This is a genomic window from Trueperaceae bacterium, from assembly GCA_023954415.1.
Classification (GTDB): domain Bacteria; phylum Deinococcota; class Deinococci; order Deinococcales; family Trueperaceae; genus JAAYYF01.
In genome coordinates, this window is record JAMLIB010000007.1 from 123755 (window position 1) to 148483 (window position 24729).

The 24729-nt window shown below is 71.0% G+C and carries 21 protein-coding genes; 7 read left to right on the forward strand and 14 right to left on the reverse strand.

Annotation, left to right across the window (positions count from 1 at the left end; all coding sequences use genetic code 11):
- Positions 1–87 precede the first annotated feature (87 nt).
- The 4 genes from M9914_10395 to M9914_10410 are packed head-to-tail and all read right to left on the reverse strand — an operon-like array spanning position 88 to position 5433.
- Entirely contained in the window at positions 88–2118 is a 2031-nt protein-coding gene (locus tag M9914_10395; GenBank protein MCO5174587.1) for a S8 family serine peptidase, read from the reverse strand.
- A gap of 4 nt (positions 2119–2122) precedes the next feature.
- Positions 2123–3844, reverse strand: a complete 1722-nt coding sequence (gene pgi / locus M9914_10400) for a glucose-6-phosphate isomerase (protein MCO5174588.1) — start codon at positions 3842–3844, stop codon at positions 2123–2125.
- A 2-nt stretch (positions 3845–3846) separates the two neighbouring features.
- A complete protein-coding gene (locus M9914_10405; GenBank protein MCO5174589.1) occupies positions 3847–4890 on the reverse strand; it encodes an aldo/keto reductase in 1044 nt (347 codons plus the stop codon).
- Between the two features lie 42 nt (positions 4891–4932).
- Positions 4933–5433, reverse strand: a complete 501-nt coding sequence (locus M9914_10410) for an Rrf2 family transcriptional regulator (GenBank protein ID MCO5174590.1) — start codon at positions 5431–5433, stop codon at positions 4933–4935.
- Positions 5434–5655: 222 nt separating this feature from the next.
- Here M9914_10410 and nirK point away from each other — a divergent pair, with 222 nt between their 5' ends.
- From nirK to M9914_10425, 3 genes are all read left to right on the forward strand, one after another.
- The gene (gene nirK, locus M9914_10415) at positions 5656–6852 is read left to right on the forward strand and encodes a copper-containing nitrite reductase (protein ID MCO5174591.1); all 1197 of its coding nucleotides are present in this window, start codon (positions 5656–5658) and stop codon (positions 6850–6852) included.
- Between the two features lie 120 nt (positions 6853–6972).
- Positions 6973–7752 carry a formylglycine-generating enzyme family protein gene (locus M9914_10420; protein MCO5174592.1) on the forward strand — a complete coding sequence of 260 codons (780 nt, stop codon included), beginning with the start codon at positions 6973–6975 and terminating at the stop codon, positions 7750–7752.
- Between the two features lie 10 nt (positions 7753–7762).
- Positions 7763–8644, forward strand: a complete 882-nt coding sequence (locus tag M9914_10425; protein ID MCO5174593.1) for an SCO family protein — start codon at positions 7763–7765, stop codon at positions 8642–8644.
- A 10-nt stretch (positions 8645–8654) separates the two neighbouring features.
- On the opposite strand, the gene M9914_10430 is transcribed toward M9914_10425, so the two are convergent.
- From M9914_10430 to M9914_10440, 3 genes are read right to left on the reverse strand one after another with little or no spacing between them, the layout of a single operon-like run.
- A complete protein-coding gene (locus M9914_10430) occupies positions 8655–9578 on the reverse strand; it encodes an N-acetylmuramic acid 6-phosphate etherase (protein MCO5174594.1) in 924 nt (307 codons plus the stop codon).
- A complete protein-coding gene (locus M9914_10435; GenBank protein ID MCO5174595.1) occupies positions 9575–10645 on the reverse strand; it encodes a GNAT family N-acetyltransferase in 1071 nt (356 codons plus the stop codon). Before M9914_10435 ends, M9914_10430 begins: the two co-directional genes overlap by 4 nt.
- Positions 10642–11388, reverse strand: a complete 747-nt coding sequence (locus tag M9914_10440) for a GntR family transcriptional regulator (GenBank protein ID MCO5174596.1) — start codon at positions 11386–11388, stop codon at positions 10642–10644. The genes M9914_10435 and M9914_10440 overlap by 4 nt, the downstream gene beginning before the upstream one ends.
- A 211-nt stretch (positions 11389–11599) precedes the next feature.
- Between M9914_10440 and M9914_10445 the strand changes: the two genes are divergently transcribed.
- The 4 genes from M9914_10445 (at position 11600) to nagZ (ending at position 17114) form a co-directional block, all read left to right on the forward strand.
- The gene (locus M9914_10445; protein ID MCO5174597.1) at positions 11600–13366 is read left to right on the forward strand and encodes an ABC transporter substrate-binding protein; all 1767 of its coding nucleotides are present in this window, start codon (positions 11600–11602) and stop codon (positions 13364–13366) included.
- Positions 13367–13440: 74 nt separating this feature from the next.
- Positions 13441–14412 carry an ABC transporter permease gene (locus tag M9914_10450; GenBank protein ID MCO5174598.1) on the forward strand — a complete coding sequence of 324 codons (972 nt, stop codon included), beginning with the start codon at positions 13441–13443 and terminating at the stop codon, positions 14410–14412.
- Positions 14405–15514: an ABC transporter permease gene (locus tag M9914_10455; GenBank protein ID MCO5174599.1), complete on the forward strand. Its 1110-nt coding sequence runs from the start codon at positions 14405–14407 to the stop codon at positions 15512–15514. Before M9914_10450 ends, M9914_10455 begins: the two co-directional genes overlap by 8 nt.
- A gap of 55 nt (positions 15515–15569) precedes the next feature.
- The gene (gene nagZ, locus M9914_10460) at positions 15570–17114 is read left to right on the forward strand and encodes a beta-N-acetylhexosaminidase (GenBank protein MCO5174600.1); all 1545 of its coding nucleotides are present in this window, start codon (positions 15570–15572) and stop codon (positions 17112–17114) included.
- A gap of 79 nt (positions 17115–17193) precedes the next feature.
- On the opposite strand, the gene M9914_10465 is transcribed toward nagZ, so the two are convergent.
- Genes M9914_10465 through M9914_10495 form a run of 7 tightly spaced genes read right to left on the reverse strand, consistent with a single transcriptional unit; the run spans position 17194 to position 24570 of the window.
- A complete protein-coding gene (locus M9914_10465) occupies positions 17194–18423 on the reverse strand; it encodes an MFS transporter (protein MCO5174601.1) in 1230 nt (409 codons plus the stop codon).
- A complete protein-coding gene (gene mnhG / locus M9914_10470) occupies positions 18420–18845 on the reverse strand; it encodes a monovalent cation/H(+) antiporter subunit G (protein ID MCO5174602.1) in 426 nt (141 codons plus the stop codon). The genes M9914_10465 and mnhG overlap by 4 nt, the downstream gene beginning before the upstream one ends.
- Positions 18842–19126: a K+/H+ antiporter subunit F gene (locus tag M9914_10475; protein ID MCO5174603.1), complete on the reverse strand. Its 285-nt coding sequence runs from the start codon at positions 19124–19126 to the stop codon at positions 18842–18844. Before M9914_10475 ends, mnhG begins: the two co-directional genes overlap by 4 nt.
- Positions 19123–19608 (reverse strand): Na+/H+ antiporter subunit E, encoded by a 486-nt coding sequence (locus M9914_10480; GenBank protein ID MCO5174604.1) that lies wholly within the window; start codon positions 19606–19608, stop codon positions 19123–19125. Before M9914_10480 ends, M9914_10475 begins: the two co-directional genes overlap by 4 nt.
- The gene (locus tag M9914_10485) at positions 19605–21233 is read right to left on the reverse strand and encodes a monovalent cation/H+ antiporter subunit D (GenBank protein ID MCO5174605.1); all 1629 of its coding nucleotides are present in this window, start codon (positions 21231–21233) and stop codon (positions 19605–19607) included. The genes M9914_10480 and M9914_10485 overlap by 4 nt, the downstream gene beginning before the upstream one ends.
- A complete protein-coding gene (locus M9914_10490; GenBank protein ID MCO5174606.1) occupies positions 21230–21568 on the reverse strand; it encodes a Na+/H+ antiporter subunit C in 339 nt (112 codons plus the stop codon). Before M9914_10490 ends, M9914_10485 begins: the two co-directional genes overlap by 4 nt.
- Complete coding sequence (locus M9914_10495; GenBank protein ID MCO5174607.1) at positions 21568–24570, reverse strand: monovalent cation/H+ antiporter subunit A; 3003 nt, start codon at positions 24568–24570, stop codon at positions 21568–21570. The genes M9914_10490 and M9914_10495 overlap by 1 nt, the downstream gene beginning before the upstream one ends.
- Positions 24571–24729: the final 159 nt, after the last annotated feature.

Consider the following 24729-nt stretch of genomic DNA (forward strand, 5'->3'; position numbering starts at 1 on the left):
CTGAAGCGAACAGCGAGGGAAGGCCCGAGCGTCTCGGCGGGCCCTCCCTCGCGCCGCGCGGTCGGGGTCTCGCGCGCGGCAGGAGCGTCAGGGGACGCGTGCGACCGTCACCGTCACCCGGTTGGCCGGGTCCGGCGCCGTGAGCCCGAAGCGCACCGTCAGCGTGGCCGTGCCGTACCACTCGCCCGGCTCGCCGAGGGTGCCGTTGCCGTTGTCGTCGCTGCCGACCTCAACGACGAGCGGTCCGGGGGCGGCCTCGAGCAGCGTGAACGCCAGGTCCGCGTCAAGGAGCGCGTCCGGGTAGCCGGGTACCCGCAGCAGGAGGCCGGTGACGGGTTCGGGCGGCTCGGGCGGCTCGCCGACCAGCTGCGTGTACGCCCCTTGGGCATCGACGAAGCCGTAGCCGTACCACGAGTCGCGGCCTGGGGCGCCCAGGTCCAGGGCCGTGCCGGCGATGGCGTCCGCCACCTGCGACGCGCTCGCGCTCGGCACGGCGCCCCGCAGCATCGCAATGACGGCGGCCACGGCAGGGGAGGCCATGCTCGTGCCGGCCATGACGCCGTAGTCGTCGCCGGCAACGGTGCTGAGGACTTGATGGTCCGGGTCGGCCGGGGTGCCCGGCCCCGCCCCGCCGGGCGCCGCGACGAACATCTCGGGGCCCACGTGGCTGTAGCAGGCGCGCGTCATGCCCGGCCGCGTGGCGGCGACGGCGAGTACCTGCGGGTACCTGGCCGGGTACATGATCGGCTGGGCGGTGAAGCCGCTCGGACACACGCCGCTGGCCGTGTTGCCCGCCGCGGCCACCAGGCTCACGCCCGCGGTGGCCGTGGCCTGGATGGCCGCTCGCACGCCGCTGCCGAGGTCGGCGCCGCTGTTGTTGCCGAGGCTCATGTTCACTACCTGCGCGCGTGGGCTGCCGCCGTTCGTCACGTACTCGAGGGCCTTGATCAGCCACTCCGTGCTCATAACGCAGTCCGTCTTTGCGGCGTTCCCCACGTTCACGAGCAGGAGCTTCGCCTGCGGCGCCACCCCGGCCACGCCCTCACCGTTGTTCGCGACCGCCGCGGCGATGCCGGCCACGTGCGTGCCGTGCGTGCCGCAGTTGGTGAAGGTCACGGAGCTGCCGCCCGTGACCGCGTCGTAGGTGCCGACGACGTTGGCGAACAGGTCCGGGTGGGCGGGGAAGAACCCGGAGTCGATGACGGCGATGGTGGCGCCGGCCCCGCTGGCGCTGTACCAGAGGGGCTCGACGGCCAGCTCGTCCAGGTTCCACTGCTCTTGGCGGTAGGGGTCGTTGCTCGCCGGGTAGAGCGGCCGCGGGAACTCCACGTAGCTGACGCCGGGCGTGGCGCGCAGTGCCGCCGCCGCGGCAGCGGCCGAGCGCGTCGGCACCTCGACGAGGGTCAGGTTCGCTCCCTCGAACGCGTCCGTCCCGGCCCCGCCGAGGCCCATGTCGGCGAGTGCGGTGGCGACGGCCAGCGCGGGCGATGTCGCCGACCTCGGCGATGTCGCCGACATCGCCACGCGTCCGTCCTGGCTGAGCACGACGCCGCGCGGCTCCAGGCCGACTATGAGGGTGGTCCTCGGCGCGGTGGGATCGAGTGGCGCATCGAGGTCGCCGCCGGACATGTCGACGGGCGCCGCGGTGCCGGAGGGCGCGTCGGCGGTGCCGGTGCCGAAGAGCCCGGCGGCGGCCCTAGCCCCCTCGGGGACCACCGCGACGGTCCCCACCACGTCGGGGTAGGAGAACGTGACGGCGTCGCTCGTCCTCACGACCTCGCCGCCCCGCACCTTCGCGATCAGGCGCAGCCGGAACGCCTGGTCGATGCGCGGCATGGCGGTCGGGTCGACGTTCACGTCCACGCTCATGGAGCCGGTGCCGTTGGAGCGCGAGAGGGTGATTGCGCCGCGCACCGTCGGGTCGACCGGGATGACGTCCAGCGTCCAGGCGCCCGGCGCCGTCACCGTCACGCTCGAGCGGGTGAAGCCGTTCATCTCGAGGACGGGCACGGCGAGCTCGACGACCTGGGGCGTCGTGTCGAAGCAGCCGACCAACGCCAAGAGCAGCGCGCCGAGCGTGAGCCTGGCGCGGAGGCGCAGCGCTACCGGCGCGCCCACCGGCTCAGGACGCCCGCAACTGAGCGATATGCGCCAGCAGCCCAGCGGTCGACGCGTCGTGCGCGCCCGGCTCCGAGGCGCCCGAGCGCACCTCGCCGAGGAGCTTGGTCGCCAGCTCCTTGCCGAGCTCGACCCCCATCTGGTCGAAGCTGTTCACGTCCCAGACGACGCCCTGCACGAAGATGGAGTGCTCGTACATAGCGATGAGGTTGCCGAGCGCGCGCGGGGTGAGCTGGGGCATGAGGACGGACGTAGTGGGGCGGTTGCCCGCGAAGGCCTTCGCCGCCGCGAGGAGCTCGAGGCGCTCGCCCGTCAAGCCCTGGCCGGCCAGCGAACGGCGCGTCTCCTCGCGCGTGCGGCCGCGCATCAGCGCCTCCGTCTGGGCTAGGAAGTTGGAGAGCAGGATGTCGTGGTGGTCCGTGAAGCGGTGGAGCGGCCTCGCCGGCACTATGAAGTCGGCCGGGATGAGCTTGGTGCCCTGGTGGAGCAGTTGGTAGAAGGCGTGCTGCCCGTTGGTGCCGGGGGCGCCCCACACGATCTGGCCCGTCTGCCACGCCACGCTCTCGCCCGAGCGGTCGACGTCCTTGCCGTTGCTCTCCATCGACGCCTGCTGCAGGTAGGCGGGGAGGTAGCGCAGCGACTCGTCGTAAGGGAGCACCGCCCAGCTCTCGGCGCCCAGGAAGTTGCCGTACCACACGGCGAGCAGGCCGTGGAGCAGCGGCACGTTGCGCTCCGGCGCGGCGTTCAGGAAGTGGCGATCCAGCTCGTGCGCCCCTTCGAGTAGCTCGACGAAGCGCCGGAAGCCGACGGCAAGGGCGATGGAGAGGCCGATCGCCGACCAGAGCGAGTACCGCCCGCCCACCCAGTCCCAGAACGCGAACGCGTTGGCCTCGTCGATGCCGAAGGCGGCCACCTGTTGGAGGTTGGTCGACACCGCCACGAAGTGCCGCGCGACGGCGTCCTCGTCCGCGAGGCCCTCCACCAGCCAGCGGCGCGCCGTATGGGCGTTGGTCATCGTCTCCTGGGTAGTGAAGGTCTTCGACGAGACGACGAACAGGGTCGACTCCGGCCGCAGGCCCTCAAGTACCCCGGCGATGTCGGCCCCGTCGACGTTGGAGACGAAGTGCGTGCGGAGCGAGGGCGTCGTGTAGGGGCCCAGGGCCGTGACGACCATCTGCGGTCCAAGGTGCGACCCGCCGATCCCGATGTTCACGACGTCCGTGATGCGCTCGCCCGTATGCCCGCGCCAGGCGCCGGAGCGCACGGCGTCCGCGAAGCGCTCCATCTGGGCGAGCACGGCGTTCACCTCCGGCATCACGTCGTGCCCGTCGACGTACATGGGGGTGTTCGAGCGGTTCCTCAGCGCGACGTGCAAGACGGCGCGGTCCTCCGTCGTGTTCACGCGCTCACCCGCGAACATGGCGCGCTTGCGCTCCTCCACCCCGCTCGCCTCCGCCAGGCGCAGGAGCAGCGCGAACGTCTCGGGGGTGACGCGGTTCTTGCTGAAGTCGACGAACAGCTCGCCCGCCTGGAACGAGAAGCGCTCGAAGCGCCCATCGTCGCCGGCGAAGAGGTCGGCGACGCGCACGTTGCGCAGGCGTTCCTGGTGCTCGCGCAGGGCCGCCCAGGCGGTGGCGGCCCGTGCCGGGGCGCCCGTGTACGCGGCGCCTGCCCCGTTGCCGGGTCGGGCGCCGCCGGCCGCCGGCCGCTCGGACGAGCCGGCCACCGTCAGCTCCGCGCTTCCGCCGGGCGCTCCCCGCCGGCCTCGCTCGACTTCCGCCAGATGTTGATGTTGCCCTCGACGGCGAGCTCGTCGATCTCGGCCAGCTCGGCGGCGCTCAACTCGAGGTTGGCGAGCGTCCCGACGTTCTCCTCCAGCTGCGCCACGCTGGACGCCCCGATGAGGACCGACGTCACCCGCTCGTCGCGTAGGCACCACGCCAGGGCGAGCTGGGCGAGCGTCTGCCCGCGCCGCTTCGCGATCGCCGCCAGGGCGTGGATGCGTTCGAGCTTGTCCGGCGTGAGCGAGCTGGCCTTGAGCGAACCGCCCTCCGTCGCGCGGGAGCCGGCCGGCAGGCTGCCCGCCACGTCGGACGCGTTCACGCCCAGGTAGCGCGAGGTGAGCAGACCCTGCGCGAGCGGCGAGAACACGATGCAGCCGACACCCTCGGCGCCGAGCGCGTCGAGCAGGCCGTCCTCGATCCAGCGGTTGAACATGGAGTATGAAGGTTGATGGATGAGGAGCGGGGTCCCGGACTCGCGCAGGATGCGCGCCGCCTCGCGGGTCGTGGCGGCCGAGTACGACGAGATGCCGGGGTAGAGCGCGAGGCCCTGCTGGACCGCGCTCGTGAGCGCGCCCATGGTCTCCTCGAGAGGGGTGTCCGGGTCGAAGCGGTGGCTGTAGAAGATGTCCACCCAGTCGAGGCGCATGCGGTCCAGGCTCTCCTCGAGGCTGGAGAGGAGGTACTTGCGCGAGCCCCACTCGCCGTAAGGCCCCGGCCACATGTAGTAGCCGGCCTTCGTCGAGATGACGAGCCGGTTGCGCAGTCCGGCGAAGTCGGTCGCGAGGATCTCGCCGAAGTTCTTCTCGGCCGCGCCGGCCGGCGGGCCGTAGTTGTTGGCGAGGTCGAAGTGCGTGATCCCGAGCTCGAAGGCGCGCTGCAGGACGGCGCTCATCGAGGCCAACGGGCGGTCGTCGCCGAAGTTGTGCCAGAGGCCGAGGGAGACCTTGGGGAGGAGCAACCCGGAACGGCCGGTGCGGGCGTACGTCATCGCTGGGGCGTCGGTCACGCCCTAGGTTATAGCGCCTCTCGCTCAGGCGTCCGCGGTCACGCGCCCCAGCGGGCGGGGCCCGGCGCCGTCGCCGGAGCGCGTCGTCGCCCGCGGCGGATCGATCAGGTGCGAGAGGCGCACGCCCGCCAGCACTTCCCGGATGGCGAGGGAGGCGTTCACCCACGCCACGTTCAGGCGGCAGTAGCCCTTGCGCTCCTGGGTGGCGCAGCGGGCCTTCGTCTGGCACGTGTCGACTATGAGCGGCCCCGACATCGTCTCTATCACGTCGAGCAAGGAGATGCTCGTGGGGTCTACTATCAAGTTCACGCCGCCGTTCCGCCCTTGGCGGTTCTCGACGTACCCGACCTGGGCGAGCCGTCTCAGCACCTTGGCGAGGAAGGCAGGGGGGATCTTCAGGTCACCGGCGATTCTGGCCGCGGCCGCGCCCGGGTTCTCCGAGGCGTAGATGAGCGCGTGGATGGCGTAGCTCTCCTCGCGGCGCAGGAGGGTCCGGTACGGTGAGAGGTCGATGGGCTCAGCCACGCATCCAGGGTAGCAGGTGAATCGGACCCGCACCTCCTGGAATGCACTCTAGCCGCGCGTGCCGTCTGGAGCTACGGTTAATCGGTTTACCGCAGGGCGACGGACAGGACATCTGTCCTTGGAAGGGCGGCCTCCCGAGGACTAATTTGGAGTCAGTTATCCGGGTTTGGTGGCGAGCCCCGCCGCCGAACGAAAAGAGACCGGAGCCCAGGAGGAAAGAGCATGCGAGACGAACGCGGTAACGTCCCCATCGGAGCGATCTACGGCCTGGCGGCCCTCTTCGTTGCGCTCGCCGTGGGCGTGGCCCTGTTCGGCAGCCGCGTCGACGCCGCCACGGCCACCGAGCCCGCGCACGCCGCGCACGCCGCGACCAGCACGACCGACCACGCCCACGAGCTGACCGTCAACATGCCCACGACGAGGAAGGCGTTCCTCGACGACCCCGAGGACCTCGTGCCGGTCGCCGAGCTTCCGCTGATCGAGGGCGTGCTCGGCTACGCGCCCAACGTCGCGCCGCCCGTCGACCGCGACTACCGCGCCCACGTCGAGATCGAGCTCGAGGTCACCGAGGAGGTCATGCGCCTGGCCGACGGTGTCGAGTACCGCTTCTGGACCTTCGGCGGCTCCGTCCCCGGCCCCATGATCCGCGTCCGCCAGGGCGACTTCGTCACTTTCACCCTGCAGAACCACCCGTCGAGCCTCATGCCCCACAACATCGACCTGCACGCCGTGACCGGCCAGGGCGGCGGCGCCGAGGCGACCCTCATCTCCCCCGGTCAGCAGGCGACGTTCTCCTTCACGGCGCTCCAGGCGGGCGTGTACATCTACCACTGCGCCACCGCGCCCGTCGGCATGCACATCGCCAACGGCATGTACGGCCTGATCGTCGTCGAGCCGAAGGAAGGCTACGCGCCGGTCGACAAGGAGTTCTACGTCGTGCAGGGCGACTTCTACACGAAGGGCAACTTCGGCGAGCGCGGCCTGCAGGACTTCGACATGCAGCGCGCCATCGACGAGGACGCCGCCTACGTCGTCTTCAACGGCTCCGTCGGCTCCCTCGTCGGTGAGAACGCCATCTTCGCGGAGACCGGCGACACCGTCCGCATCTTCTTCGGCAACGGCGGCCCCAACCTCACGAGCTCCTTCCACGTGATCGGCGAGATCTTCGACAACGTCTACGTCGAGGCGGGCGGCCTGGTCAATCACGACGTCCAGACGACGCTCGTGCCGGCCGGCGGCGCTACGGTGGTGGAGTTCAAGACGGACGTGCCGGGCACGTACAACCTCGTCGACCACGCCATCTTCCGCGCGTTCAACAAGGGTGCCGTGGGGCAGCTCGTGGTGACCGGCGATCACGACCACGTGGTCTTCACCGAGCGCACCGACATCCGCCCGTACGTCCCCGCCGACGGCCAGTAGGAACCTGCCAGTCGTGGGGTCGGGCCGCCGCTCGCCGTCGAGGCGCGAGGGCGCACGACCCCAGGAGCTAGACGGCGGCGCGCCGGAGAGGCGCGCCGCCGACCCGGCCGGAGAGGCGCGATGAGCACGTTCACCGACATCTTCCGCAAGGCATGGAGGCCCCTGCTCCTCGCCGCGACCTGCGCTTTCACCGGCCCGGCTGCCGCGGCAAGCATGGCGGCGGTCGACGGCGGCCTGGTGGAGCCCCTCTTCCCGATCGAGGGCGAAGGGGCGACGGTGGTGGCCGCGTTCCGGATCGACGTCCTGCCCGTGACCAACGCCGAGTTCCTCGCCTTCGTCGAGACGCACCCGGAGTGGCAGCGGGGCAACGTCCCCCAGGTGTTCGGCGGCGCCGCCTACCTGCGCGGCTGGGCTTCCGGCACGGACCTGGGCGCTCTCGACCCCGACGCCCCCGTCACGAACGTGACCTGGTTCGCCGCCGCGGCGTACTGCGAGGCGCGGGGCTCGCGCCTCCCCACCGAGGCCGAGTGGGAGTTCGTTGCCAACGCCGGGTTCTCGAGCGAGCTCGGCCGGAACGAGCCCGGCTACAACGAACGGGTCCTCTCGCTGACTGCCAGCCGCGACCCTGTGCCAGGCCCGGTCGGGCTCGGCGCCGCCAACTACTACGGCGTGTACGACATGCACGGTCTCGTGTGGGAGTGGGTGTTCGACATCGGCGCGAGCTTCAACACGGGCGACAGCCGCAGCGACGGCGACAGGCGGCTGCAGCTCGTCTGCGGTGGTGGCAGCGCCGGGGCCGTAGACAAGAGCGACTACGCCGCGTTCCTGCGCTACGCTTTCCGCAGCGGCTTGACGGGCGACTACTCGAGCGGCGGACTCGGGTTCCGCTGCGCGAACTGAGGAGACCGGCATGAGACACGGCAGAGGCTTGGACGGCAAGGTGGCCGCCCGCGGACCGTTCGCGGGCCGTGGTGGCCGCGGCGCGGCGCTCGTGGTGGCCGCGGCCCTCCTCCTAGCCGCTTGTGATGGAAAGCGCGAGCAGGCCGCGAGCGCCGACGCGGTCGCTTCCCATGCCGCCCACGCCGCCTCGGTCACGCAGCCTGACGCCGTCGGCGCGGCCGCCCATGCCGAGCATGTCGGCGCGCCGACCGAGCAGTCCGCCCCGATGACGCCCACGCCGGCCGCATCCGCGCACGCCGAGCACGCCGGCGCGGCGCAGGCCCAAGACGCGGCCGCCCACGCCGGCCACGCCGAGCCCGTCGCCGAGCACGCCGACACGGTCCTGGCCGCGGGTGAGCTGCCGGGCACCTCGCTCTTCCACCTGACGAGCGCGTTCACGGCCCAGGACGGCGCCGAGTTCAAGCTCGCAGAGCTGCGCGGCCACCCCTCGGTGGTCGTGATGTTCTACGGCGACTGCACCACCGCGTGCCCGCTCCTCGTCAAGTCCGCGCAGGACATCGAGGCGGCGCTGCCGTCCGACATCGCGGCAGGCACCCAGTTCGTGATGGTGTCGTTCGACACGGACCGCGACACGCCGGACAAGCTGCGCGCCTACGCGGACGAGAAGGGCCTGGACAAGGACCGCTGGCACTGGCTGATCGGCAGCCCGCTCCTGACGCGCCAGCTCGCCACGCTGCTCGGCGTGCAGTACCGCGACGGCGGCAACGGCGTGTTCGCACACAGCAACCTCGTCACGGTGCTCGACGCCGACGGCGTGCCTACCGCGCGGCTCGAGGGGCTCGGCGTAGATCCCGAGCCGGCGCTCGCCGCGATCCGCGCCGCGAACGACTGACGGGGCCGGCTCAGCCCGCCCGCAGGCCGTCGAGTGCCGAGCGCACGTTGCGGCCGTGCTCGTCCAAGACCGCCCGCGCGACCTCGACGCTCACGCCGGCCTTGGCGCTCACGATGGCGCAACGGATGTCGCCACCGGCGGCTTCCAGGGCCGCGGCCGCGGCCGCCTCGCTCACCCCTGCCCCCTGGGCGACGATCTTCACGGCCCGCACGCGCAGCTTGGCGTTCACCGGGCGCATGCCCACCATCAGGTTCTCGTAGGCCCCGCCGAGGCGCACGAGCGCCGTGGTCGAGAGGGCGTTCAGGGCGGCCTTCTGCGCCGTGCCGGCCGCCAGACGCGTGCTGCCCGCGAGGACCTCCGGCCCCGTCTCCAGCAGGACGCCTACGTGCGGCACCTCGAGGAGCGGCGTGGCGGGGTTGTTGGCGATGCCTACCGTGAACGCGCCGAGCGCCTTGGCGTGCCTCACCGCGGCGACGGTGAACGGCGTGGCGCCGCTCGCCGCGATGCCGACCACCGCGTCCCGCGCGCCGATCCCGGCCGCGTCAACGTCGTGTACGGCGGCCGCGACGTCGTCCTCCGCCCCTTCCTTCGCCTTGCTCTGCGCGGCGTCGCCACCGGCCAGGAGCGTCGTGGCGTCGTCGAAGCCGAACGTCGGAGCCAGCTCGGCCGCGTCCTGGAGGCCAAGGCGCCCAGAGGTGCCTGCGCCGACGTAGATGAGGCGCCCGCCGGCCCTCAGCCGCTCCTCGATGCCGAGCGCGGCCAGCTCGAGCTCGGGGATGGCGCGTTCGACGGCCTCGACGGCCCGCCGGTTCGAGGCCGTGATCGCCGCGAGGATGGCGCCGGCCGGCCAGGCGTCGAGGCCCGAGTAATCGGCCGCCGCCGCTTCCGTCGCGACCGGCTTCGGCCGCCCGCCTTCGCGTCGACTGCTGCTCATAGCGGTCCTTCCGCGCGCTGGTACGTGCGCCACACCCGCGCCCCGAGCTTGCCGTAGAACGTCGTCAGCGTCGTCCAGTTGATGACGGCGTCCGTGCAGCCGCGCTCCTTGAGCCACTCGGCACCCGCCCTGACAATGGCGAGGCCGAGGCCGCCACCGCGCGCCGAGTCGTCGACCCCGAGGGGCCCCATGCCGCCGACGCGCGCGCTGGACGGCAGCGCCAGGCGCCAGTAGAGCTGCGGCCCGACGAGCCGCTCGTCACCCGTGAAGACGGCGCAGAACCCCTGGGTCTGGGCCCGGCCGTCAGGCGCGCCGACGGCGTGCTCGTCGACGAGGGTCAGGACGGTCGCGCCGGCGGCGAGGTAGGCCTCGACCTCGTGCGTCCACCGGCCCGGGAACGCTCGCGCGACGAAGGCCAGCGCCCCAGCCGGGTCGTCGTCCCGCACGCGCCAGCCTGCGGGTAAGGGAGCGGCCGGCAGCGGCGGCGCGAGGTCGAGGTGGAGGTCGTGCTCGGCGGCCGTGAAGCGCGCGCCGGCGCGCCTGGCGAGGCGCCACGCGGCGGCGGGGGCTTCCTGCGGCAGGCCGGGCAGGAGGTGGTTGGCCTCGCTGCCGAGCCTGAACCGCTTCGCCCCCGCGGCGCGCAGGCGCCCGGCGAGCTCCGTGAACAGGCGTGTGCCGACACCCATGCCCTGCCAGGCGGCGGCGACGGCCAACAGCGACACCCAGCCGACGTCGCTCGGGAGCCAAGCCGCGGTGGGCAGGCGCCCGTACGCCACGCCGACCAGCTCCGGTCCGGCGAAGGCGCCGATGAGTAGGTCGGGGGCGTGGTGCGCGGCGAGGCGCTCGCGCCAGACGCGCTCCTCGAGTGGGTAGGGGCCGGGCTCCCATGCGCGGGTGGCCCCGAGCCGAGGGGTCTCCGGGCGGTCGTCCGCCGGACCGCCGTCCTGAACGGCGCCCCCGGGTGCCCAGGCGGCGCGCCAGACCTCGGGCACGAGGAGCGCCTCATCGGGCGTGAGTGTGCGGAGCGCTACGCGGTCGGCGCGCGGTCCTCCGCCGGCGACCGTCACGAGGCCCTCAGGTCGAGGGCGAGACGGTAGCTGTCGCCGCGGTAGGCGCTGCGCACGTACTCGAACGGGCGCTCCTCCGCGTCGTAGGTAGTGCGCTCCAGCGCCAGGACGGGTACCTCGCGGCCGATGCCGAGGGCGGTGCTCTCCGCGCGCGTCGGCAGGCGGGCCCCGATCGTCTGGCGCGCCCGTACCGGTTTGACCCCGAACTGCTCCTCGAGGCTGCGGTAGAGCGAGCCGCGGAGCTGCAGGGCGTCTAGCGACAGCCCGGACAGGTGGGTGGCCAGGTGCGCCTCCTGCAGGGCGAGGGCCTCGTCGTTCGCCGTGCGCAGCCTGGTAAGCCTCAGCACCGTCGTGCCTGGCTCGACGCCGAGGGCCACCGCGGTGGCCTCGTCGGCCCCGACCCGCTCCGCCTTGAGGAGCTTCGTCCCGGGGCGGAGGCCCAGGCGTTTCGCCTCGTCCGTGAAGCCCGTGAGGCTGTCGATGATCTGCTCCACGCGCTGGCCGCGCACGTACGTGCCGGAGCCCTGCCTCTGCTCGACGCGTCCGTCGGCCTCGAGCTCCTCGAACGCGCGCCGCACGGTCATCCGCGAGAGCCCGAGGCTGGTGGCCAGGCCCCGTTCTGACGGCAGGGCGCTGCCCGGGGTGAGTAGGCCCGAGTCCATCGCGTGGCCGAGGGACTCCTTCAACTGCAGGTACGCTGGAGTCGGCAGAGCCTTGTCGATCTGGATGTCGGTGAGCCTCATGGTCGCGGTTCGAGTCCTTCCGGGGCGCCCGGCGCCGGCGAAGGTCGTTGTGGGACGCACATTGAATGTACCTCTGCTATACCAGTCGGTCAACGGTCCTAAGGGAGGGTCGCCCTCCCGGTGGTCGCCGCGGCCGCCCTTGCGGGTGGTCTCCAACTGGTCTATCCTGTGGGCGTACTACTGAGCAGCACGTGAAGACAAGGAGGCACGAATGCCGCGCAAGACGCTGATGACGCTTGCCATCGCCACGGTGATCGCCGTGGGAGGCGCCGCCTTTGCCCAGCCCAAGGTAGTCAGCTACCCGGGTCTTGGCATGGAGCCGGGGACGGTCGGCGGAACGCTGACCCTCAGCTTGGCCGACTCGCCCCCGACGTTCATGTACTACGGCCAGATCGACAACAACACGCAGACTCTCACGGGCGTCGTCTTCGACTCGCTAGTGGAGTTCAACCTCGAGACGTACGCCATCGAGCCGGCCCTGGCCGCCAGCTGGGACGTTAGCGCGGACGGCACGGTGTACACCTTCCACCTGCGCGAGGGCGTCAAGTGGCACGACGGCACGCCGTTCACCTCGGCAGACGTCGTGTTCACCTACACGCAGATCATCACCAACCCCGAAGCGCGCGCGGGCGACGCCGCGCAGTTCATCTACACGGTCGATGGCGAGCAGCGCGCCGTTACGTTCGACGCGCCGGACGACAACACGGTCGTCATCACGCTGCCGGCTCCGTCCGCCGCCTTCCTCCTCCAGCAGCGCTTCCCGATGATGCCGAAGCACAAGCTGCTCGCGTACTCCGTCGAGGGCGGCGCCTCCCAGGCCGAGATCAACAACGCGTGGTCGACCGACACCCCCCTGAGCGAGGTAGTCGGCACCGGCCCCTACAAGTACGACTCCTACGTGGCCGGTCAGAAGGTCGGTCTGGTGCGCAACGCCGACTACTGGAAGGTCGACACCAACGGCACCTCCCTGCCGTACGCCGAGCGGCTCGACTACCTCGTCGTCCGCGGCAACGAAGCTCAGGCCGCCCAGTTCCTCGCAGGCAACCTCGACACGCTCAACATCTCCGGCGCCCAGTTCCCCGACTTCAAGAGCCGCGAGGTGGCCGGCGCCGACTTCCGCGTGATCACGAGCCCCGCGCTCTTCGGCTCCCCGCCGCACGTGGCCTTCAACTTCGACGACCCCACCTTCGGCGCCTGGTTCTCGGACGTGGCCTTCCGCCGCGCCATGGAGCAGGCCGTCGACCGCCAGCGCATCATCGATGACGTCTACAACGGCCTCGCCGAGATCCCCGGCACGCCGACCGCGCCGGCCGACGGCACCTTCTACGAGGACACGAAGTCGCTGATGCTGCCGTTCGACCTCGCGGCCGCCGGCGCCGCCCTCGACGCCCTCGGCATCACGGACACCGACGGCAACGGCGTCCGCAACGTGCCTGGCGGCAAGGACCTCGAGTTCTCGCTCACCTACAACGTCGACTCCGGCACGTTCACCGACATGGCCACGATCTTCCAGAACGACTTCGCGAAGATCGGCGTCAAGGCGAACCTCGTCGGCGTCTCCGGCTCCGCGCTCCTCGGCACGGGCCTCGCGGGCGACTACCAGGCGATCATCATCGCCCTCGGCAACCAGCCCGACCCGGAGCTCCGCAAGCCCATCTGGCAGCCGGGCGGCTCGCTGTACTACTGGCACCGCGCCACGCAGCCGGCCGAGCCGGGCGGCGCCCCGAACTTCGACGCGATGGCCACGTGGGAACGCCGCGTCTACGACATCTTCGACCAGGGCACCACGCTCGTCGACCAGGACGCGCGCGTCGCGCTCTACAAGGAGTGGCAGCGCCTCAACGCGGTGAACGCGCCGGTAATCATGGTGGCCAAGCCGGCCAACATCGCCGCCGTCCACGACCGCGTCGGCAACTACGTCTACAACCTCGGGGTCATCCCCGGCTACAACCCGGTCCCGCTCTACTACGTGAAGTGACCGCCTAGTTTCGCCCATCGGTCGGGCCGACACGCGCAAGTGTCGGCCCGACCTATCTAGACTGGGAGCATCCAGTGTTCGCCTACCTGATCAGGCGCGTCGCCATCATGATCCCGACCATCCTCCTGGTGTCGGTCGTCTGCTTCGTGGTCATCCAGGCCGCCCCGGGCTCCTTCACGGACCGCTATCTCGAGGACCCACGCATGGGGCCGGAAGCCGTGGCGCGCATCAACGTCCAGCTCGGCCTCGACGAGCCCCTCTATCAGCAGTACCTCCGGTGGATCACCGGCATCGTCACCAAGGGCGACTTCGGCTTCAGCTTCTTCGCCAACCGCCCCGTCTCCACGGTCATCGGCGAGCGGCTCTTCTGGACGGTGGTCATCGCCGGCATAACCATGCTCTTCTCGTGGGTCGTCGCGGTGCCCCTCGGCATAATCACGGCCTTGAGGCGCAACGGCTTCACGGACGCCGTCTCGAGCTTCATCGGCTACGTCGGGCTAGCCGTGCCGGACTTCCTCATCGCCCTCCTCCTGATCGCGCTCGTCCTGCAGACGGGCGGCACGCAGGTCGGCGGCCTCTTCAGCCCCAAGTACATCGGCGTGCCGTGGAGCTGGGAGAAGTTCCTCGACTTCCTCAACCACATGTGGATCCCGATCCTGGCCATCGGCACGACCGGCGTGGCGTCCGTCATGCGTCAGATGCGCGCCAACCTGCTCGACGTGCTGAACGCCGACTACGTGCGCACCGCCCGCGCCAAGGGGCTCTCCGAGCGGCGCGTCGTCAACCGCCACGCCGTGCGCACCGCCATCAACCCGCTCGTCTCCATGCTCGGCCTCAGCCTGCCCGAGCTCATCAACGGCACCATCATCGCCAGCATCGTGCTCAACCTCCCCACCATCGGGCCGCTGCTCTACGACTCCCTCCTCGCCAAGGACCAGTACGTCGCCATGACGCTCCTGCTCCTGGCGAGCGCGCTCCTCATGGTCGGCAACCTGCTCGCGGACGTCGCGCTCGCGTGGGTGGACCCGAGGATCCGCTATGACTGACGCGACCGTCGCGGCCGCCCAGCGCAAGCAGGACGACGCCGGGCCCAGCCCGCTCCGCCTGGCCTGGCGCCGGTTCACGCGCTCGCGCACGGGCGTGCTCGGCGGCATCATCCTGCTGCTTCTCTACCTCGTGGCGCTCCTGGCCCAGTTCATCGCGCCCTTCGACGTGACGACCCAGCACCGCGCCGTCTACCAGCCGCCCCAGCCCTTGAGCCTCTGGTTCGAGGGTCACCTCGCCTGGCCGCACACGTACGCCATGACCCAGGAGCGCGACCCCGTCACCTTCCGGCGCGTCTTCGTCGCCGACAAGGAGCAGCCCCTGCCGCTGCGTCTCTTCGTCAAGGGCGAGCGGTACAGGTTCCTCGGCCTCATCGAGACGGACAGGCACCTGTTCGGCGCCGTCGGGGGCGACTACTACCCGCTCGGCACCGACCGCTTCGGACGCGACCTCCTCTCGCGCATGCTGGTGGGCTCGCAGGTGTCGCTCACTGTGGGCCTCATCGGCATCCTCATCTCGTTCAGCATCGGCATCCTGGTGGGGGGCGTCAGCGGCTACTACGGCGGCTGGATCGATCAGGTCCTGCAGCGCCTCATCGAGGTGCTCCTCAGCTTCCCGCGCATCCCTATCCTCCTCGCCCTCGCCACGGTCATCCCCACGACGTGGCCGTCGACGGCCGTGTACCTCGGCATCGTCGCGGTGCTCGCCGTCATCGGCTGGGCGGGCCTCGCGCGCGTCGTGCGCGGTCAGGTGCTGGCCGTGCGGGAGACGGAGTTCGTCACGGCGGCCAAGGCGCTCGGCGTGCGCGACCTCACCGTCATCGTCAAGCACGTCGTGCCGAACCTGACCTCGTACCTCGTCGTCGCGGCCACGCTCGCCCTGCCCGGCTACATCCTGGGCGAGAGCGCCCTGTCGTTCCTCGGCCTGGGCGTGAAGGAGCCCATGACCTCGTGGGGGCTCCTCCTCAAGGACGCGCAGAACTTCGAGTCGCTCAGGCTCTACCCGTGGCTCCTAGCGCCAGGCGCGCTCATCGTCCTCTCCGTCCTGGCCTTCAACTTCGTCGGCGACGCCCTGCGCGACGCCGCGGACGTCAGGTCCAGATGACCCGAGCTCCACTGACCCGCGGAGCGCCGCGGACGAAGGTCGAGGTGACCGAAGCGTGAGCGTGCTGCCACTGATGGGCGACCTCTCGAGCACCGCCATCACCCCGGACGAGCGCGAGCTGCTGAGCGAGCGCCGGCTGGCCGGCGTCTGCCTCTTCGGGCGCAACGTCCAGGACCGCTACCAGCTCGCCGACTACCTCGCAGAGGCGCGCTCGCTGGCCGGTGACGACCTCATCGTCGCCATCGACCAGGAAGGCGGCGGCGTCCTGCGGGTGCTGGACGTGCCGTTCCCGCCCCCGGCCATGGCCCTTGGCGCCGCGGACGACGTGGCGCTAACGGAGGCGGTGGCCTCCGCGACGGGCCGCGCCCTCGCCGGCATCGGCATCAACCTCGACTTCGCCCCGGTGGCGGACGTCAACTCCAACCCGCTCAACCCGGTCATAGGCGACCGCTCGTTCGGGGCGGACCCGACCCTCGTGGGGCGGCACGTCGCCGCGTTCGTGCGCGGGCTCCAGTCGGCCGGCGTCGGCGCCACCCTCAAACACTTCCCCGGCCACGGCGACACGAGCCTCGACTCCCACCTGGCGCTCCCGACGGTCGAGCGCTCGCTCGACGACCTCAGGCGCACCGAGCTGCCGCCGTTCCAGGCTGGGTTCGGGGCCGGAGCGGCCGCCGTGATGAGCGCGCACATCGTGCTCCCCGCCCTCGAGGCCGACCTCCCGGCCACGCTCTCGCGTCGGGCGCTGCACGACCTGCTGCGCACAGAGCTCGGCTACGGGGGGCTGGCGATCACGGACGCGCTCGACATGAAGGCGGTGTCTGAGCGCTTCGATCCCGGCACCGCGGCCGTCATGGCCCTGCGGGCCGGCGCCGACCTGCCCCTCACGCTGGGTCCCTTGGCCGTGCAGCGCCGTGCGCTCGGCGCCATCGAGGGGGCCGTGGCGGCCGGGGAGCTCGACGCGGGGGAGTACGCCACGACTCTCGGGCGGATCGCGAGCTTCGCGCGGCGCTTCCCCGCACGCCCCGCGGGCCGGTCTTACGGGACAGGCGGCGAGACCGCGGGCGAGCTGGCCGACTACGCCACGATGGCCGAGGCCACGCGGCGCGGGCTCGTGGCGGTCGGTGAGCTCCCGAGGCTGGCGCCGGGCGACCGGATCGCGCTGATAGCCACCACGGCCGTGCGGGCCAACGCCGCCAGCCAGCTCAGCGCGCGGCCGGCCGACGGGCTCGTGAGCGAGCTGGAACGGCGGGGCGTCTACGTCGAGCGCATCCACCTGACGTGGGGCGAGACGGCCGACGTGACCCCCGGCCTGGGCGGCATGAACCCCTTGCCGGACGCGGTCGTCTACGTCTCGACTAGCCGCACGCGCGTGGCTGACGGCGAGGTCGCCTCCGCCCTGCGCGCTGCCGAGTGGGCCAGGTACGCCGGCGTGCCGTTCGTCCACGTCGCCCTCTGGAACCCGTACTCCGCCGCGGTGGTGCCTGGGCCGGCGCTGCTAGCCTTCGGTTACCGGGGGAGCGCGCCGCAAGCGGTGGTGGACGCCCTGCTCGGCCGCCCGGTCACCGGGAAGCTGCCCGTGCCGCTCACGGCGCGCGCCTAGCGCCCGCCTTCCAGCCGGATCGCCGGGGAGTTCGGGAAGCTGGGGCGCCGGCAGCGGTCTGGCGTTGGGCCGGCCGGCCTTACGCTCGGGCCGATCGCGAGCGCATGGCCAGCGTGAGCGTCACCGCCGTGATGACCATGCTGACGCCGACGGCCGGCAGGAGCACGCTGTTCCCCAACAGGTCCATGGCGGCGCCGACCGAGCTGGGGGCCAGGATGGCGGCCGCCGAGCCGAACAGGTAGTAGATGCCGGTGTAGAAGCCCACGCGGTCCTCGCCGCCCTGGTTGACGACCAGAGGGTAGGCGGGCACGAGTACGAACGCCCACGACGCGCCGCCCAGTCCGAGCCAGATGGAGAGGGTGGCGGGGTCGGCGGTCAGCGTGGCCACGAGCAGCCAGAGGGCGAGGAGCGAGGCGCCGAGACGCATGGTGTTCAGCTCGCCGAGGCGGTGCGCGAGTCGGGCGGCCGGCAGCGCCATCACCACGAAGCCGGCGATGGTCACCCCCATGATCATGCCCGAGCTGCCGCCGCTCAGACCGAACTCCTCCGTGGCGAACGTGCTGAACTGCGCTTCCAGCGCCGAATAGCCGAAGAAGGCGAAGAAGACGGCCACCAGCACCAGGAGGATCCCGCCCTCCCTAGCGCGCAAGACCGTGGCGGCGTCGCGGACCAGGCCACCGAGCAGGGGCGCGTCTTCCTGGATGACGCCGGCGCTGACGTAGGGCGGATGCGGCTCCGTGGCCGCCCGCACGGCGAACAGCGCCGCGAGGATGACGGCGCCGGCTACAGCGAACGGGAACCAGGGCGCCACGTCCGCCATGGGGGCGACGAAGAGGAGGCCGATGGCGCCCCCGACGGCCCCCAACATGGTGAGGACCGCGTTGGCGTGGGGTCTGCCGCTGGGCGGGACGTGGTCGGGCATGAGCGCCGCGAGCGGCGCGCGGAAGGCGGTCATGGTGAGGAGGAACGCGACGTCGACCGCCAGGAGCGTCCAGAAGGCGGCCTTCGCGAAGGGTAGGAGCGCGAACAGGACGGCGGCAAGCGGCATGCTCACGATCAGGAAGGGCAGACGCTTGCCGAGCGGGCCGTCGATCCTGTCGGACCAGGTGCCGAGTAGCGGGAGGAGGATCATGGCCATCACGTTGTCGAGGCCCATGATCGCGCCGCGCATGCCGCTCGAACGCACGTAGTCCCGCAGAAGCAGCGGCATGAAGTTGTTGTAGAGGCCCCAGGTGATGGCCAGACTAGCCGCGCCTACGCCGAGGCCCAGGAGTTGCCAGCTGCCCAGGCCGGTCCTGCCCCGCTTCACGCGCCACCGTCGTCCTCTCGTACGGCCGGCTGCTTCGCCGCCTCGGCCTGCGCACGCACGAGTTCGTCGGCCTCCCGCAGCCAGTCCTCGTCGGCGCTCCCGGTCACTACGGGCGTGAGGCGCCGCTTCGCCCTGTCGCGGGAGAGCGCCGCGCGCGCCAGGAGCATGGTCGTGACAGGGTTCACGAGGGGGATGAACACGATCAGGAGCAGCGCCTTGGGGAGGAGTCTGCCGGCGGACGTGGAGTAGAAGAGGAGCGCGGCCAGGAGGATGGACGTGGCGCCGAGGGTGGCCGCCAGCGTCGCCGGATGGGCGCGCTCGTAGAAGGAGCGCAGCCGCAGCAGCCCGTACGAGCCGACGGCCGCGAGCGCCGCGCCGAAGAGCGCGAGAAGGACTACGACGGCGGCGACGAAGGGGGTCACTCGATGACCTCCCCGCGCATGAGGAACTTCGCGAGAGCGGAGCTGCCGGCGAAGCCTAGGAGCGTCATGACGAGTGCCGCCTCCAGGTAGCCGCTCTGGCCGGCGCGCATGCCGAACATGACTATCTGCAGCGCGGCGTTGAGGTAGACGGCGTCGAACGCCAGGACGCGGTCCTGCGCCCGCGGGCCCCGGATGAGGCGCGCGGCGGCGAAGACGAGGCCGATGGCCAGCATTCCGTGGGCCGCCAGCAGGCCCCAGTGGAGGATGGCCTCCGCCGTCATTCGAACACCGCCCGGAGGCGCCGCTCGTAACGTTGCGTTACCGCGCTCACCCAGTAGTCGGGGTCTACGAGGTCGAGCACGTGGATCGTCACGACGTTCGTGCGGGAATCGTAGGCAGCCCAGAAAGTGCCCGGCGTGGCGGTGATGATCGTCGCCAGTGCGGCGAGCGCGTAAGGGCTCTTGATGGTCAGAGGCACGTTCACGAAGCCGGAGTGAGCCTTGCGGCGCCGGTCCGCCAGGATGGCGACGACGGCGAAGTTGGAGCGCACCACGTCGTAGGACACGACCAGGAACAGGCCGAGGGCCACCAGGGGGCGCCTGATGCTGGGCGCCTCCTGCTCCAGCGCCACCATCACGCGCGAGAGCACGAGCCCGAGCACCACCCCGAGAGCTATGTCGGCCGGGGCGAGCGACTCTTGGAGCAGGAGCCACATGGCCGCAAGGAGGGCTGCGAGGAGGGGGTGGGGGACGATGCGCCTCACGGCTCCTCCCCCGCGGGTGCTTGCAGGACGCTGCTCAGGTAGCTTGAGCGCGCCTCGAGCCCTGCGCTGGCGGCGGCAGTGTAGCGCAGCGCCGGCTGGGCCAGCACGGTCAGCGCGACGAGCAGGGCGATCAGGAAAGCGACCGGGACGGCCTCTAGCGGCCTGACCACCCGCGTGGTCCCGGCCGGCTCCGCCCAGAACACGCTGACGCCCTTGCGCATGAGCGCCACCAGAACGCAGAAGCCCGAGAAGACTATGACGCCGACGACCCACCAGGCCGCGGAGGCCGGCGCGTGCGCGTAGCCGCCCGACCCCGCCTCGACGACGGCCGCCAGCATGCCGAACTTGGCGATGAACCCCGAGAGCGGCGGCAGCCCGACCAGCTGCAACGCCACGAAGAAGAAGGCGGCGGCGAGCAGCGTGGTGGCGAGCGGCAGCGTGACGCCCAACTCGACGCCTTCGAACTCGTTGCGCAGCTGCGTCTCGAAGTCGTCATGGAAGACGGGGCCGACGGCCTGGGCCACCTCGCCGTCGCGGCGGTTCACGAGCTCGCAGAGGAGGAAGATGACGCCGATCCCGATGGTCGAGCCGATCAGGTAGTACAGGGCGCTTGACAGCACGACGGGGTCGCCGCTCGCGACGACGGCGAGCACGGTTCCTGACGAGATCATGGTGAGGTAGCCGGCCATGCGTGGCAGCTCCGCGCTGGCCAGCACGCCGAACGTACCGAACAGGACCGTGGCGAGGCCGAGGTAGAGCAGCCACGAGCTGCCGAACAGGGCGAGGGCCTCCCCGCCGGGCCACAGGAGCGCCACCAGCCGCAGGATCACGTAGACGCCGACCTTCGTCATCACGGCGAAGATGGCGGCGACGGGCGCTGCGGCTGCGGAGTAGGTGGTCGGGAGCCAGAAAGACAGCGGCCAGGCGCCCGACTTCACGAGGAAGGCCACGCCGAGGATGGAGAGCCCGGCCTTCAAGAGCACGAGGTTGTCCGGGCCGAGCTGCCCGACCTTGTCGGCCAGGTCGGCCATGTTCAGGGTGCCCGTCACGGCGTAGACGAGGCTGACGCCGACGAGGAAGACGACCGAGGCGGCCAGGTTGATGGCGACGTAGTGGAGGCCGGCCTTCACGCGCCGCTTGCCGGAACCGTGCAGGGCCAAGCCGTATGAGGCGGCGAGGAGCACCTCGAAGAACACGTAGAGGTTGAAGAGGTCGCCCGTCAGGAAGGCTCCGCAGAGGCCCATGAGCAGCAGCAGGTAGAGGCTATGGAACCTGGGCCCGAGCGTCGCCCAGCGTGCGAGCGCGTAGGTCATGCCGGCGGCCCCGAGGAGCACGGTCACCAGGACCATGAGCACGGAGAGCCTGTCGGCGACGAGCACGATCCCGTACGGCGCACTCCAGTTCGCGAGTCGGTAGACGACGATCTCGGGCGTGCTCGCGTCGGCGACCACGGCGAGGAGCCGTAAGGTCGCGGCGAGCATGGCCGCGAGCGTGAGCGAACTCACGATGGCCTTGGCGCGCCGTCTCCGTTCGTGCAGCAGGAGCATGGCCGCGCTGGCGACCAGCGGCAGCAGGATCGGCACGATGCTCACGTGCCGGTCGAGTACCTCCAGCAGCCCCGTCATGCGCTCATCCCGTCGCCGTCGACGTGGTCGGTGCCCGTGATGCCACGGGCTGCCAGGAGCACCACCAAGAAGAGGGCGGTCATGGAGAAGCTGATGACGATGGACGTGAGCACGAGCGACTGCGGAACGGGGTCGGCGAAAGTGCTCGGGTCGGCGCCTTCCGTCAGGAGGGGCGCTCCGTCGACCACGAGCCTGCCCATGGCGAGGATGAAGAGGTTGACGGCGTAAGTCAGGAGCGACAGGCCGATGATCACCTGGAAGGTGCGTGGCCTGAGGATCAGGTAGACGCCGGTCGTCGCGAGGACGCCGATGCCGATGGCGACGACGATCTCCATCAGTCGCCTCCCGCCTCGCCGAGCTTGACGGCGGGTTCGGCCGCGGCGGGGCCGGGCGCGCTCGTCGCCCCTTCGAGGTCCTGGGCGGAGAGGCCGGTGCGGGCGCTGCGGATGGATTGGTGCGCGAGGGCTATGAGCATGAGGACGGTCGCGCCGATGACGAGGGCGAACACGCCCAGGTCGAAGAGGCTAGCGGACGCGAGGCTCACCTCACCTATGAGCGGAACGTGCAAGTGGTCGTGGGCGGACGTGAGGAAGGGCCGTCCGAAGAACCAGGCGCCTATCCCCGTGAACGCCGCCACCAGGAGACCGGTCCCGATCCAGATGAGCGGAAGGACGCGCAGGCGTTCCTCGACCCAACGAGTGCCGCGCGCCATGTACTGGATGATGAACGCGGTGGCCATCGCCACCCCGGCGGCGAAGCCACCGCCCGGCTCGTTGTGCCCGCGCAGGAAGAGATGGATGGCGAAGAGCGTGATCACGGGGAAGAGCAGGTGCATGACGATTCGGGGCACGAACAGGTAGTCGCGCGCGGTGTCGCCTACCTCCCTGTCCGATCGCGCCTCGTCGTAGGCGTCCTGGCGCCGCTGCTGACGAGTGCTGCCGACGACCTCGCGGGCGGGCCGGAAGCGCCTCAGCAGCGCGAACACGGTGAGGGCCACGATGGCGAGCACCGTGATCTCGCCCATGGTGTCGAAACCGCGGAAGTCGACGAGGATGACGTTGACGACGTTGCGGCCACCCCCGCCCTCCAGCGCGTTGGCATTGAAGAACTCGGCGATGCCGCTGACCCTCGGGCGCGTCATGGCCGCCAGGGCGAGGGTCGCCATGCCGCCGCCGGCGATCAGCGCCAGCACGAGGTCGCGCCCCCGACGCGCGACGACCACGGCCCTTGACCGCTCGAGGTCCTCCTTGGTGGCCACGCGGGCGGGGAGCCAGCGTAGGCCGAGCAGGAGGAGCACGGTCGTCACGATCTCGACCAGGAGTTGTGTGACGGCCAAGTCGGGCGCCGAGAGCCAGACGAAGGTCAGGCACACGGCCAGCCCCGCCCCGCCCGTGAGGATGAGGGCGGCGAGCCGGTGGAACTTGGCGAGGATGGTGGCGCCGGCGGCGCTGGCGATGCCGAACGCCCACACGACGATGAACGGCAGCGAGACGGGGGTGAGGGGCCGAGTCCCGAGCGTGAGGCCGGCGCCGGCCTGGGTCACGGCGTGGTAGGCGAAGGGGGCCGCCCCCGCCACGACCGCGGCGAGGACGATGAGGAAGAGCTGCGGCTGGAGCCTCACGGTGCCGGCCAGGCGCGTGATGAAGCCGGCACCGGCGAACAGGCCGGTCATGGCCCCGTCGAAGATGCGGCGCGCGCGCACGCGGCCCGCCCAGGGGCGGTCGCGGGCCTCCCGGTTGGCCAGGCGGCGGTAGAGGGCGAAGTAGAGGCCGGCGCCGAGCGCCATGGCGACGAGGCTGAGCATGAACGCCGGGGTGAACCCGTGCCACAACTCGAGGTGGAAGCGGGGCGCCTCCGGGCCGAGCACGGCGACGACCGCCGAACGCAGGAGCGGGCCGACCGACAGGTTCGGGATGATGCCGACGACCAGGCAGATCAGGACGAGGAGCTCGATGGGCAGGCGCATCCAGCTGACGGGCTCGTGCGGCTTGCGGGGGAGGTCCGTGGCTTCCGGCCCGAAGAAGACCTGGTGGATGAACCGCACGGAGTAGAGGACGCTGAAGGCGCTCCCCAGGGTGGCTATGAGCGGCAGGAGCCGGTCCAGTAACGAGCCCGTATGGAACGCCAGGGTCTCGGTGAGGAACATCTCCTTGGAGATGAAGCCGTTGAGCAGCGGCACGCCGGCCATCGCGCCGGCGGCGACTATGGCCAGCGTGCCCGTGTACGGCATGTGTCTGAGGAGACCGCTCAACCGTCTTATGTCGCGGGTGCCCGTCTCGTGGTCGATGACGCCCGCGGCCATGAAGAGCGACGCCTTGAAGGTGGCGTGGTTGAGGGTATGGAAGATGGCTGCCACGGCCGCGGCCGGCGTCGATAGGCCTAGCAGTAGGGTGATGAGCCCGAGGTGGCTGATCGTCGAATAGGCCAGGATGCCCTTGAGGTCGTACTGGAAGGCGGCAGCGATGCCGCCGAGCAGGAAGGTCACCAGACCCGCGACGCTGACGACGTAGTACCAGGTGTCGTTGCCGGCCATCACGGGCCATAGGCGCATCATCAGGTAGATGCCGGCCTTGACCATGGTGGCCGAGTGCAGGTAGGCCGACACGGGCGTCGGCGCGGCCATGGCGTGCGGTAGCCAGAAGTGCAGGGGGAACTGGGCGCTCTTCGCGAAAGCGCCTATGAGTAGGCAGATGATGGCCGGCGTGACGAGCGGGCTGGCCATGAGCGCCTCGCGGTTGGTGATGACCGTGTCGATGTCGAAGCTGCCGACGACATGGCCGACGAGCAGCACCCCGACCAGTAGCAGGAAGCCGCCGAGCCCGGTGACGGTGAGCGCCATGCGGGCGCCGTCGCGCGCGTTCTCGTTGTGGTGCCAGTAGCCGATGAGGAGGAACGAGAGGAGGCTGGTCAGCTCCCAGAAGAACAGGAGCTGGATGAGGTTGCCAGACAACACGAGCCCGAGCATGGAGCCCATGAACGAGAGCAGGTAAGAGAAGAACCGCGGTACCGGGTCTTCCGCGGCCATGTAGTAGCGCGCGTAGAGCACGACGAGGGCGCCGATGCCCGTAACGAGGAGGGCGAACAGCCAACTCAGGCCGTCAAGCCGCCACGTGAGCTCGAGCCCGATGTCGGGAAGCCAACTCCACGTCTGGCGCAAGACGGCGCCTTCCGTCACCCCGCCGTACGCCAGCGCGGTGAGGAGCACGCCGACCAGCGCCGTCCCACCTGCCAGACCGGCCGCGGTGTTGCGCGCGTGGCGGGGTAGGAGCGCGACCACCATACCGACCACGAAAGGCAACAGGGCCAGTACGGGTAGGTAGGTGGCGGCTATGGTCATGGTTGGCGTTGGGCGCGTACCCGACGGCGACCGGGCGCGGTGCTCCATTGTGACACCCTCGACCCGCCCCGCGATGCGTCCTGTCTCACGTGTACCGCACGCTCCGCGGCGTTCGGCGGTCGACCGGCGCAGCCGGCGTGCCGCTGGACGCGGCCTCGG

Excerpts from the sequence above, each read along its gene's own strand:
- M9914_10405 (MCO5174589.1), bottom strand. The coding sequence starts at position 4,890 with ATGACGTACGCCCGCACCGGCCGTTCCGGGTTGCTCCTCCCCAAGGTC.
- M9914_10455 (MCO5174599.1), top strand. The coding sequence starts at position 14,405 with ATGACTGACGCGACCGTCGCGGCCGCCCAGCGCAAGCAGGACGACGCC.
- M9914_10420 (MCO5174592.1), top strand. The coding sequence starts at position 6,973 with ATGAGCACGTTCACCGACATCTTCCGCAAGGCATGGAGGCCCCTGCTC.
- M9914_10475 (MCO5174603.1), bottom strand. The coding sequence starts at position 19,126 with ATGACGGCGGAGGCCATCCTCCACTGGGGCCTGCTGGCGGCCCACGGA.
- M9914_10440 (MCO5174596.1), bottom strand. The coding sequence starts at position 11,388 with ATGAGGCTCACCGACATCCAGATCGACAAGGCTCTGCCGACTCCAGCG.
- M9914_10425 (MCO5174593.1), top strand. The coding sequence starts at position 7,763 with ATGAGACACGGCAGAGGCTTGGACGGCAAGGTGGCCGCCCGCGGACCG.
- nirK (MCO5174591.1), top strand. The coding sequence starts at position 5,656 with ATGCGAGACGAACGCGGTAACGTCCCCATCGGAGCGATCTACGGCCTG.
- M9914_10445 (MCO5174597.1), top strand. The coding sequence starts at position 11,600 with ATGCCGCGCAAGACGCTGATGACGCTTGCCATCGCCACGGTGATCGCC.
- M9914_10495 (MCO5174607.1), bottom strand. The coding sequence starts at position 24,570 with ATGACCATAGCCGCCACCTACCTACCCGTACTGGCCCTGTTGCCTTTC.
- M9914_10490 (MCO5174606.1), bottom strand. The coding sequence starts at position 21,568 with ATGGAGATCGTCGTCGCCATCGGCATCGGCGTCCTCGCGACGACCGGC.
- M9914_10485 (MCO5174605.1), bottom strand. The coding sequence starts at position 21,233 with ATGACGGGGCTGCTGGAGGTACTCGACCGGCACGTGAGCATCGTGCCG.
- M9914_10430 (MCO5174594.1), bottom strand. The coding sequence starts at position 9,578 with ATGAGCAGCAGTCGACGCGAAGGCGGGCGGCCGAAGCCGGTCGCGACG.